A 12,147-nucleotide genomic window follows, 5' to 3' on the forward strand; every position below is an offset into this window, starting at 1 on the left:
CCATAAGCAACACTTGCAATAAGGCTTTCAGCAAATTTGCTTTATCGTTGTTTTTACATGTCAATTTGTTGCGGGAAGTTTCTATGATTGGGTTTAAAAGGTTAAAAAATAACCTCCAACTGAACTTTAGAGCGGAAAAAAGAATTTCTTAATTAAGCGATTCAGCCATCATTTATCGCTGGCCCTGATCGCCATTTTCGCTGACAAGTGGTTGAAAAATGGCGATCAAATTTGGCTTAAGTCACGTTGCGTACTGCGAGATTAGCCAGGAAAGTTCTGGAAAAAATCCGCGCACCGCTAAAAGTCGGTAAACTCGCGGTTTTGTGACGCATCTGCCGCTGCACCACACCGGTAATAAATGGCGCGGCGGGTGCCAGTTTTCATCGCCGCAATGCTACACTTTTTCGCTTTGCCACTGATGAATCTGACCTATGACTGCACTGGACGCTGCACAGCAAAATAAACCCGATAGCCGCCTGAACTGGGGCACCCGCACGGTGTTTTTAATCAATGGCTTAGGCATGTCAGCCTGGGCACCGCTGGTGCCGTTTGCGCGCGACCGCCTGCAGCTTAACGGTGCCTCACTGGGCGCGTTACTGCTCTGTCTGGGCATTGGTTCGCTGGCGGCGATGCCGATTACCGGTACGTTAGTTGCGCGATTTGGCTGTCGGCGGGTGATGTGTCTGTCGACGCTGCTGGTGCTGGCGATGATGCCGCTACTGGCCACCGCTGATTCTCATCTGGTGATGGCAGCAGCATTGATGTGTTTTGGTGCCGGTCTGGGTATGCTGGATGTCGCCATGAACTACCAGGCGGTGCAGGTTGAAAAAGCCGCCAGCAAACCGATGATGTCTGGCTTTCACGGTTTCTTTAGCCTCGGCGGCATTCTGGGCGCTGGCGCGGTGAGCCTGCTGTTAAGCCTGAGTCTTACCCCGCTGAACGCCGTGATGGTGATCATGGCGGTAATGCTGCTGCTGTTACTGTGGCGCCTGCCTGGCTTAATGAATCAGCGTTTGCATCAGCCCGATCAGCCGTGGCTGGTGATCCCGCGTGGCTGGGTTGCCTTTCTGGGTGCGCTCTGCTTTATCCTGTTTCTGGCGGAAGGGGCGGTGCTGGACTGGGGCGCGCTGCTGCTGTTGCAGAACCCGGCCATGTCGCCGACCCATGCCGGTCTGGGCTATGCGCTGTTCTCAACGGCGATGACGCTGGGCCGGTTTAGCGGCGATAAGATCATTCACCGCTTTGGTCGTTATCCGGTGATGCTGACCGGCGCGCTGACGGCCGCTGCTGGCATGAGCCTGGCGGTGTGGCTGCCGTGGCCGGAAATGGCGCTACTGGCTTTTCTGCTGGTCGGATTCGGTTTATCGAATACCGTGCCGATGTTATTCAATGCGGCGGGGAATCAACAGGATATGCCGGCAAACCTGGCGATTTCTGCCATGACAACGCTGGGATATGCGGGTATTCTCTCAGGTCCGGCCTTAATCGGATTCATATCACAATGGATCAGCCTCAGCGGCGCATTTATATTAATCGCGCTGTTACTGTTAGCTGTGGCCGCCAGTGCGCGAAAAGTTGCGCGATAATTCAGGTATCAGACACGCTATGTTGCCTTATAAGTTTCCCCTGACATCCGGCAATGTCACCCGCTTTTTTGTGGTTTTCAATCTGGTGCTGCTGCTGGCGCTGGGCTTTATGGTGCACAACTCGGTCAATGCCTGGCTGACCAGCAAACGTTACGCAATGACCGATCTGGCGCGCGACGTGCAGAAACGCATCGACGCCTATCGTTTTGCCACCTGGCAGATTTATGAAAACCTCTCAACCAGCGCCGCGGGTGCCGCCCCCAGCGCCAATCTGCAGGAGACGCGACTGCGTCCTGACGTCTATTATCTGGAAAAAACCCGCCGCAAAACCGAGGCGTTGATTTTTGGCTCGCATGACAGCAGCACGCTGGACATGACCATGCGGATGTCGAACTATCTCGACACGCTGTGGGGCGCCGAAAATCCGACCTGGTCGATGTATTTTCTGAACGGTCAGGATAACAGCCTGATCATGATCTCTACCCTGCCGCTGAAAGATATGGCGACCCGCTATAAAGAGAGCGCCATCAGTTCAATGGTGGATGCGCGTCGTGCGGAGATGCTGCAGCAGGCCAATGCGCTGGATGAGCGCGAAAGTTTCTCGGCGCTGCGCCACCTCGCCTTTCAAAACGATCACTATTTTACCCTGCGTACCACCTTTAATCAGCCCGGCCATCTGGCGACGGTGGTAGCCTTTGATCTGCCGGTCAACGATCTGATCCCACAAAATATGCCACTGGAAAACTTCCAGCTGCGGCAGGACAGCTCGGTGCCTGCCACCAGCACGGATCAGCAGGAGACGGAAGATACCCAGATTTCACTGGTGAATCCGAATGTGGAAATTGCCGCTACGCTGCCCAGCACCTCGTTGCAGCTGGTCTACCGGGTACCGATTAGCCGGCTGATCATCGATACCCTGCATAATCTGCTGTGGCCGCTGCTGATTAACCTGCTGCTTTTCCTGCTGTCGCTGGGCGGCATGGTGCTGCTGCGCCAGCAGTCACTGCGTCCCAGCGAGAACCAGAGCGCTGAACTCGACTCGCTGCGGGTTCTGAATGAAGAGATTGTGGCCAGCCTGCCGGTCGGCCTGCTGGTCTACGACTTTGCCAGTAACCGCACCCTGCTGAGTAATAAGATTGCAGAACACCTTCTGCCACACCTTAATTTGCAGAAGATCATTAATATGTCCGACCAGCATCAGGGCGTGCTGCAGGCGACCATCAATAACGAAGTGTATGAGATCCGCCACGCCCGCAGCGTGTTGTCGCCCCATACTCAGCTATTTATGATGCGCGACCAGGATCGCGAGCTGCTGGTCAACAAGAAGCTGCAAAAAGCGCAGCAGGTGCTGGATCGCAATCATCAGATGCGCCAGCAGCTGCTGCATAACCTTGGCCATGCCCTGAATCAGCCGCTGGAAAAAATCGTGGCCCAGCTGGTCCAGCTCAGCCAGCGTGACAGCGATGAAACGGTGCTGGACGTGCTGGATGAGAGCCAGGGTCTGGCGCGGCTGGTCGACGATATTGTGCTGCTTAACCGGCTGGAAGCGCACGACTGGTCACCGGATGCGACAGTATTCAGCCTGCAGGAACTGCTGGATGAGATTGCGCTGGAAAGCCTGCCGCTGATGCGCCGTAAGGGGCTGTCGCTAGTGGTGAATAATCATCTGCCGAACGACGAAATGCGCTTTGGCGATCGCCGCGCGCTGCGTAAGGTGCTGATTACCCTGATGCACTACGCGCTGACCACCACCCGCTGGGGAAAAATCACGCTGGAAGTTAAAGCGGCAGACAAGCAGGCCGATCGCTTGTTGATTGAACTGGTTGATACCGGGGCCGGCCTGACGGTCGATGAGCTGGCCAATGTTGATTTCCCATTCCTCGGTGACACCAGCCAGGATCGCTATGGTCAGGCGTCAGGTATGGCGTTCTTCCTGTGTAAACAGCTGTGCAAGCAGATGGGCGGCAGTCTGGATATCGTGGCGAAAGCCGATATCGGCACCCGCTATAACATGCAGCTGCCGCTGGTGCTGGAGCAAAAAACCGAAGAGGAAGAGGAAAAAATTCTCGATGGCGTCACCGCGCTGGTGGAAATCGCCGTGGAAGACGTGCACAAGATCGTCTGCCGCCATCTGGAAAACTGGGGTGCGCGGTGTCTGACGCCAGACGAGCGTATTTCCGGTCAGGATCATGATGTGCTGATAACCGATGATCCCAACAAACTGAGCGGCTGGTCACTGCTGCTGGCCGGCGATGAACCCGGTCATCATGCACTGAATGACCAGCAGTATCGGGTTAATTTCAATCTCAGTAATGCGCTGCTCGATGCATTGCTGGCGCTGATTGAGAAGCAACTGTCACACGATGTGATGGAAGATGACGCTGAAGAAGAAGCGGCCACGCCATTGATGAGCGGCGGCTATTTCCAGCTGTTTACTGAGACAGTACCGGTTGATGTAAAGAGACTGTATACTGAGTCGGCGGAAAAGGACTACGCCTCGCTTGCTCAGACAGCGCATCGCCTTAAGGGCGTGTTTGCCATGCTTAATCTGACTCCCGGCAAACAGCTTTGTGAAGAGTTAGAACACCACATTAAAGCGTGTGACGATTCAAACATTACAAATACCACCAGTGATATTGACGCTTACGTCAATCAACTGCTGCAGCAAGGTAACCAATAAGATGAATAACTTAAACGTAATTATTGCCGATGACCATCCAATTGTTCTTTTCGGTATCCGAAAATCTCTGGAACAAATTGAATGGGTTAACGTTGTAGGTGAGTTCGAAGACTCAACAGCACTGATCAACAATCTGTCTAAGCTCGATGCGAATGTCCTGATCACCGATCTCTCTATGCCCGGTGAAAAGTATGGCGATGGCATCACGCTGATTAAATATATTAAACGTCACTATCCGGATCTGTCGATTATCGTTCTGACCATGAACAATAACCCGGCGATTCTGAGCTCGGTACTGGATCTCGATATTGAAGGGATTGTCCTGAAGCAGGGCGCGCCAACCGACCTGCCAAAAGCGCTGGCCGCGTTGCAGAAAGGCAAAAAGTACACGCCGGAAAGCGTCGCGAAACTGCTGGAGAAGATCAGCGCTGGCGGTTACGGCGACAAACGCCTGTCACCGAAAGAGAGCGAAGTGCTGCGTCTGTTCGCTGAAGGCTTCCTGGTTACCGAAATTGCCAAGAAACTGAACCGCAGTATTAAGACCATCAGTAGCCAGAAGAAATCAGCCATGATGAAACTGGGCGTGGATAACGATATCGCGCTGCTGAACTACCTGTCGTCTGTCAGCCAGACTCAGGTCGAAAAAGACTAGTATCACGAGGCGGTGCCACCGGCACCGCCTTTACTTCTCCTGCCCTCTGCTATCCTGCCCGCGTTTTACGTACCCGCTCCGCATAGATCGCCAGCGTCACCTTCAGCACATCCAGGGTTACCGGCTTCGACAGACAGTTATCCATGCCCGCATCCATACAACGCTGCTTCTCTTCAGCCAGCGCATTCGCGGTAACGCCGACCACCGGGAACAGATGCCCCAGCTGACGAAGCCGCTGCGTCAGTCGGTAACCATCCATGTTCGGCATATTGACGTCGGTCAGCACGATATCAATCTCATTACGGCTCAGCACGTTGAGCGCATCGACGCCATCCTGTGCCGTTTTAACCTGATAGCCCAGCGTGCCGAGCTGTTCTGACAGCAGCATGCGGTTGATTGGGTGATCGTCCACAATCAGCACCATGATGTCATCGTTATGCACTTTCTCTTCTACCGGTCCGGCCAGCAGCAGCGCGTCTGCCGCGTCACTGTCCAGCGCGATGCGATAGATGCGTGCCAGCAGCGTCGGCACTTCGTGCAGCGTGGCAGTAGAATGGATCCAGCGTCCCGGCTGACGTTCACGCGGCATATCGACGTGCGAACCGTCAAACGTCACCAGCGCCCGCAGCGGCAAATCAATATCCAGTTCGTGGTCGGTCATCACCACATCGTCCGGACCGGGTTTGCCGTGGTACTCAGCCACCTGAATGCCCTGCTGCCGTAACTGGCGCGCAATAAATTCCGCCAGATATTCGTTGCACATCGCCAGCCAGATTTTCTTATCCTGCATCCCTTCCAGCAACGGCAGCGCAGGCTGCTGTCCTTTGTAGATCGGGATACGCACGATGAACTGACTGCCCATGCCCGGCTCGGAGTCGACCTCAATATCGCCGTCCATCATGTTGATCAGCTTTTCACAAATCGCCAGTCCCAGACCGGTGCCCTGGAAATTACGCTGCACGCCATTGCCCACCTGGAAGAACGGATCAAACAGTCGCGGCAGCTCTTTGGCCGGAATGCCGACGCCGGTATCACGAACGCGGAACGCCAGATAACCCTCGGCAACGTAGGCATGCAGGATGATGCAGCCGGTGTGGGTGAACTTGATCGCGTTGTTCAGCAGATTCGAGATCACCTGCTGCAGACGCAGCGGATCGCCATCCAGCACCTGCGGCACGTCATGTTCGATGAAGCAGTAGAGCGTTAGTCGCTTTTTCACCACCAGCGACAGATAGTTACCGACGATATGAGTAACGATTTCACGCGGGGCAAACGGCCGCGGCTCAATCTTCAGCTGTTCCGACTCAATTTTAGAGAAGTCGAGAATATCGCTGATGATTTTCAGCAGCAGGCTGGAGGAGTTATTCATCGCGGTTACCAGCGAATCAATGCCGCTTGGCAACTGCTTGGTCTGCAACAGATCGAGGTTACCGATAATGCCATACAGCGGGGTACGCAGTTCGTGACTGACGGTCGCGAGGAACATCGATTTCGACTGACTGGCCTGCTCGGCGGCGTGCGCCATCTCCTGCAGCGACTGTTCCATTCGGACGCGCGCCGAGACATCCACCAATACACAAATCGCCACATTCTCATTGCGATAGCGTGAATGAACGAAGCTGATTTGCAGGTTGGTATTACTGCCGGTCAGCACATCGACAAAATTTACCTGCTGACCGCCAATGATTTCGTTCAGCCGCTGACGATCTTCCTGAGTAAGCAGCGTCAGATAGTTGTGCGCCAGCTCATTACTCAGGATATTGGTGCCGTCGCTGGTGCGTAAAATGCAGATACCCACCGGCGCTGAGGCGACAATCTTGCGGTTAAACTGCTCATGCTCTTCCAGCCGGTGCGCATTCTCTTCGGCAGGCAGAAACATCCGCCGCTCAAACAGCCAGGCGAGCGTAAACAGCATGATGGCACTGAAAATATTCAGCAGCAGCGCATTAATCATCATCAGTTTTAACTGATCGACCACCACGTTTGTGGGAATCGACCAGACGATGTTGAGGTCGGACGGCGGCAGCGGTTTTTTCAGGACCAGCTGGCGATAGCCGTTGAGGTAGCCAAACCAGGTTTTATCGTCAGGCAGATCGTCCAGCGAAAAACCGAGGCCACCACGGCGTGAATTAAGCAGCGGACGATAATTTTCATCGGTAATCGAAGCGATAACCGGCAGGCTGCCAGGCTGTATAAACTCATCCTGGCGGATATTTTGCTCAACCCCCAGCAGCGCCTGCAATTTGTTGGCGACGTAAACCGGCACCACCATATAGAAGGTCCCCACACCCGGCTGGGTACTGCTGTTAATCCAGTACATCGGATTACGGCGCTCTTCTTCATTGCTGTTGCGGTAACGCAGCACGTTCTCACGCAGGGATTTCAGGCTGCGTTCACGGTCGGCGTTGCTGCTGCCGATGGTAAAGTCGGCCAGGCACTGATTTTCACCGCCAATAAAGAACACCCGATTTAGCTCGTACGACGAAGCGAAGTTACTTTTCCAGTAATTGATGTAGTAACTGAGCGAATCCAGCGAGTTACGCCAGGTATTGCTCATCGAAGTACAGTCACCGTCGGAGAACAGCGGCGTAAACTGCGGCTGGGTCGATTTGCCCGGCATCATCCCGGTCAGCACATCCAGCCCGCTGCTGGCGTTGGTCAGACGGTTCTCGGTGATATATTTCAGCTCACGCATCATGTCGGCGGAGTGCCGGACATACCACTCGATTGAGCCGTAATTACTGGCGAACTCCTGGCGGACCTGGGTCTCTTTTTCATGCAGCACGCTAATGATGTAAAAGGCGGTCAGCACGGCGCCCAGCGTCCAGATTAGCAGCGCCAGCGCGCGAAAAAGGTAGCGCGAGATGCGAAGCGTGGTGCGGAAAGAGACAGGATATTTCAAGTGGAACTCGCAGTTGGCAAGGTTAATCGCATCGTCGATTTTTAATGCCCATACACTAGCTTTATCGGGCAAAAAAAGCCAGTCGGACGCGGGCTTAGCACCCGGTTTGGGAATCTTTTAACGGCGCGTTGCTATCGTTTCTGAAGCCGCACCTGGCCAGAAGACGGTGAACAACGTCACGCCCCGCTGCGATCCCTGAATCTGTCAGTCAGGTTTGCTGCCCGCCCTATCCGACATCCCATCACCGCCACCAGCAACCGCCAGCGCACAACAGCAACATCAGCCAAAGCAACCGCACTTCAGCCAACCCAGAAAGAGCCGCCCTGTCCGAAAAGCAAAGCGTCCGCGCCACGGAAGGCGCGGCCGATCCGCACGGAAGCGGGTTTCCTTTGCGATCGGGCAGGGCGGGCCTTTCGACCGCCCCCCACTCACCGCCGCGTTTAACCACCGCACCTCACTCACCGCAGCGTTTAACCACCGCACCCACTCACCGCCGCGCGTCACCTCTCCGTTTCATCACCTCTTCAGCATCCCATCGCCAAAAAAAAACGGCAGGCCGGGTTTCCCCTGACCTGCCGTTTCGACAGCGTACTCAGCTAACGACCAACGAATTACTCTTCGTCGTCTGCCGCCGCTTCGTCTTCATCATCGATATCCGCTTCTGGCGCGATCTCTTCGTCATCAAGCTCCGCTTCCGGCGCGATATCGTCCTCGCCTTCAGCCACGCTACCGTCGATTGAATCCAGCTCTTCTTCTTCAACCGGTTCAGCAACACGTTGCAGCCCAACTACGTTTTCATCTTCAGCCGTACGGATCAAAATCACACCCTGGGTGTTACGACCCACGATGCTGACTTCTGAAACACGCGTACGCACCAGCGTACCAGCATCGGTGATCATCATGATCTGATCGCCATCGACAACCTGCACCGCTCCAATCACCGGACCGTTACGATCGGTCACCTTGATGGAGATAACACCCTGCGTCGCACGCGACTTGGTTGGGTATTCGCTGTTGGCAGTACGTTTACCGTAGCCATTCTGCGTCACGGTAAGGATTGCACCCTCTTCACGCGGCACAATCAACGACACCACGCGATCGCCTTCGGCCAGCTTGATGCCGCGCACACCGGATGCGGTACGGCCCATCGCACGGACTGCGGTTTCCGCGAAGCGCACCACTTTACCGGCAGCCGAGAACAGCATCGCTTCGTCGTTGCCGTTGGTCAGCGCCACGCCGATCAGCTCGTCGTCGTCACGCAGATTGACGGCGATAATACCGGCACTGCGCGGACGGCTAAACTCTTTCAGCGCGGTCTTCTTCACGGTACCGCTGGCGGTCGCCATGAAGATGTTGAAGCCTTCGGTATACTCGCGTACCGGCAGAATCGCGGTAATGCGTTCGTTGGCTTCCAGCGGCAGCAGGTTGACGATTGGACGTCCACGTGCGCCACGGCTCGCTTCCGGCAGCTGATAAACCTTCATCCAGTAGAGACGGCCACGGCTTGAGAAGCAGAGGATCGTGTCATGGGTGTTGGCGACCAGCAGACGATCAATGAAGTCTTCTTCTTTGATACGCGCGGCCGACTTGCCTTTACCACCACGACGCTGTGCTTCGTAATCGGTCAGAGGCTGATACTTCACGTAGCCCTGATGCGACAGCGTCACGACCACATCTTCCTGATTGATCAGGTCTTCGATATTGATGTCAGCAGTATTGGCGGTGATCTCAGTACGACGCTCATCACCAAACTGATCGCGCATCAGTTCCAGCTCTTCGCGAATCACTTCCATCAGACGCTCGGCGCTTGACAGGATATGCAGCAATTCAGCGATCTGATCCAGCAGCGCTTTATACTCATCCAGCAGTTTTTCATGCTCAAGGCCGGTCAGTTTCTGCAGACGCAGATCCAGAATCGCCTGAGCTTGCTGCTCGGTCAGATAGTACTGACCGTCACGAATACCGAACTGCGCATCCAGCCACTCCGGACGCGCGGCGTCATCACCGGCACGCTCCAGCATCGCGGAAACGTTACCCAGATCCCATGCCTGGGCAACCAGACCCGCTTTCGCTTCCGCCGGGCTTGGCGCACGACGAATCAGCTCAATGATCGGATCGATGTTGGCCAACGCAATCGCCAGGCCTTCAAGGATATGCGCACGGTCACGGGCTTTACGCAGTTCGAAAATGGTACGGCGGGTCACCACTTCACGACGATGGCGGACAAAGGCTTCCAGAATCTCCTTCAGCGCCATAATCTTCGGCTGGCCCTGATGCAGTGCCACCATGTTGATGCCGAACGAGGTCTGCAGCTGAGTCAGTGAATAGAGATTATTCAGCACCACTTCGCCGACCGCATCACGCTTGATCTCAATCACGATGCGCATGCCGTCTTTATCGGATTCATCACGCAGTGCGCTGATGCCTTCGACACGCTTCTCTTTCACCAGCTCGGCGATTTTCTCAATCAGACGTGCCTTGTTAACCTGATAAGGCAGCTCATGAATGATGATGGTCTCACGGCCGGTTTTGGCGTCCGCTTCGACTTCGCCACGTGCGCGGATATAAATTTTGCCGCGCCCGGTACGGTAAGCTTCTTCAATGCCACGACGACCATTGATGATGGCAGCGGTCGGGAAATCAGGTCCCGGAATATGCTCCATCAGCCCTTCAATGCTGATGTTCTCATCTTCAATGTAAGCCAGGCAGCCGTTGATCACTTCACGCAGGTTATGCGGTGGGATATTGGTGGCCATACCCACGGCGATACCGGAGGAACCATTAACCAGCAGGTTTGGAATTTTGGTCGGCAGAACTTCTGGGATCTGCTCAGTGCCGTCGTAGTTTGGGACAAAATCGACGGTCTCTTTTTCCAGGTCAGCTAACAGATCGTGGGCGATTCTGGACATGCGGACTTCGGTATAACGCATCGCCGCAGCGGAGTCGCCGTCGATGGAGCCGAAGTTGCCTTGACCGTCCACCAGCATGTAACGCAGGGAGAAAGGCTGGGCCATACGTACAATGGTGTCGTAAACGGCGGAATCACCATGCGGGTGATATTTACCGATAACGTCACCGACGACGCGGGCAGATTTTTTATAGGGTTTGTTCCAGTCGTTACCCAGTTCGCTCATCGCAAACAGTACGCGACGATGCACCGGCTTCAGGCCGTCACGCACATCGGGTAAAGCTCGGCCAACGATGACCGACATGGCGTAATCGAGGTAAGAATTCTTTAACTCTTCTTCGATATTGACCGGTGTAATTTCTCTCGCAAGGTCGCTCATGGAGCCGCTATCCCTCTACTTAATCCCGGATTTTAAAGGTGCGAAAGTATATCACACTGCAATGCTCTGGTGAACGTTAACCACCGATTTCAGCCGCTTTTCCTTACGCCTGAAAGGTGTGCCATAACCGGTTAAGCGTTTATACTGATGGCACATTTTGTCAGGAGTTACGATTCAATGAATGCACAACCGCAGAATCATCAGCAGAACGTCGATGCGCAGGAAATTGCCAAATTTGAGGCCGTGGCCTCGCGCTGGTGGGATCTGGAGGGTGAATTTAAACCGTTGCACCGGATTAACCCGCTGCGACTGGGCTATATCGCCCAGCACAGCAACGGTCTGTATGGTAAAAAAGTGCTCGACGTCGGCTGTGGCGGCGGCATCTTAGCGGAAAGCATGGCGCGTGAAGGCGCTATCGTCACCGGGCTGGATATGGGCGCTGAACCGCTGGCCGTGGCGCGTCTGCATGCCCAGGAGAGCGGCGTAACGCTCGACTATGTCCAGCAGACGGTAGAAGCCCATGCCGAACAGCATCCCGGCCACTACGATGTAGTGACCTGCATGGAAATGCTGGAGCACGTGCCCGATCCGCGCTCGGTGGTTCACGCCTGCGCGCAGCTGGTGAAGCCCGGCGGCGAAGTCTTTTTCTCTACCCTGAACCGCAATCCTAAAGCCTGGCTACTGGCGGTGTTTGGCGCTGAATATGTGCTGCGTATGGTGCCGCGCGGGACCCACGACGTGAAGAAATTCATCCGTCCATCCGAACTGCTGAGCTGGGTAGATGAAACCACACTGCGTGAACGTCACATCATTGGCCTGCACTACAACCTGCTGACCAACCGTTTCAGGCTGGCACCGGGCACCGACGTCAATTATATGGTGCATACCCACCGCGCCGTTTAAGCGCCCTGCTCGCCGGCGATCCGGCGGGCGACGCGCTGCGCTAACTGGCCGGACGGCTCAGCATCTCGCTATCTCGCTGCGCCGCCCGGCGAAATCTGCCCGTCATCTCTCCTCCTTTATTATGCTGGCCCGGCTGC

General features: G+C 55.2%; 6 protein-coding genes. 4 read left to right on the forward strand and 2 right to left on the reverse strand.

What is annotated here, in order from left to right; all coding sequences use genetic code 11:
- The first annotated feature begins 431 nt into the window (after nt 1-431).
- The 3 genes from AC6I8D_RS13785 to rcsB are packed head-to-tail and all read left to right on the forward strand — an operon-like array spanning nt 432 to nt 4,918.
- The gene (locus AC6I8D_RS13785) at nt 432-1,586 is read left to right on the forward strand and encodes an MFS transporter (RefSeq protein WP_312056728.1); all 1,155 of its coding nucleotides are present in this window, start codon (nt 432-434) and stop codon (nt 1,584-1,586) included.
- A gap of 22 nt (nt 1,587-1,608) precedes the next feature.
- Nucleotides 1,609-4,266 (forward strand): phosphotransferase RcsD, encoded by a 2,658-nt coding sequence (gene rcsD / locus AC6I8D_RS13790; RefSeq protein WP_312056737.1) that lies wholly within the window; start codon nt 1,609-1,611, stop codon nt 4,264-4,266.
- A 1-nt stretch (nt 4,267) separates the two neighbouring features.
- Nucleotides 4,268-4,918, forward strand: coding sequence for a response regulator transcription factor RcsB (rcsB, locus tag AC6I8D_RS13795; protein ID WP_031376602.1), 651 nt, complete (start codon nt 4,268-4,270; stop codon nt 4,916-4,918).
- Nucleotides 4,919-4,967: 49 nt separating this feature from the next.
- Here the strand turns inward: rcsB and rcsC are convergent, their stop codons facing one another.
- Together rcsC and gyrA are read right to left on the reverse strand one after the other, a co-directional pair.
- A complete protein-coding gene (gene rcsC, locus AC6I8D_RS13800) occupies nt 4,968-7,820 on the reverse strand; it encodes a two-component system sensor histidine kinase RcsC (protein ID WP_497820351.1) in 2,853 nt (950 codons plus the stop codon).
- A gap of 611 nt (nt 7,821-8,431) precedes the next feature.
- Nucleotides 8,432-11,107 (reverse strand): DNA topoisomerase (ATP-hydrolyzing) subunit A, encoded by a 2,676-nt coding sequence (gyrA, locus tag AC6I8D_RS13805; protein ID WP_497820352.1) that lies wholly within the window; start codon nt 11,105-11,107, stop codon nt 8,432-8,434.
- A gap of 177 nt (nt 11,108-11,284) precedes the next feature.
- Here gyrA and ubiG point away from each other — a divergent pair, with 177 nt between their 5' ends.
- Nucleotides 11,285-12,010, forward strand: coding sequence for a bifunctional 2-polyprenyl-6-hydroxyphenol methylase/3-demethylubiquinol 3-O-methyltransferase UbiG (gene ubiG / locus AC6I8D_RS13810; RefSeq protein WP_497820353.1), 726 nt, complete (start codon nt 11,285-11,287; stop codon nt 12,008-12,010).
- Nucleotides 12,011-12,147 lie beyond the last annotated feature (137 nt).

This window comes from Pantoea sp. X-Soil-MYKO-1785, from assembly GCF_059730675.1.

Excerpts from the sequence above, each read along its gene's own strand:
- rcsB (WP_031376602.1), top strand. The coding sequence starts at position 4,268 with ATGAATAACTTAAACGTAATTATTGCCGATGACCATCCAATTGTTCTT.
- gyrA (WP_497820352.1), bottom strand. The coding sequence starts at position 11,107 with ATGAGCGACCTTGCGAGAGAAATTACACCGGTCAATATCGAAGAAGAG.
- AC6I8D_RS13785 (WP_312056728.1), top strand. The coding sequence starts at position 432 with ATGACTGCACTGGACGCTGCACAGCAAAATAAACCCGATAGCCGCCTG.
- ubiG (WP_497820353.1), top strand. The coding sequence starts at position 11,285 with ATGAATGCACAACCGCAGAATCATCAGCAGAACGTCGATGCGCAGGAA.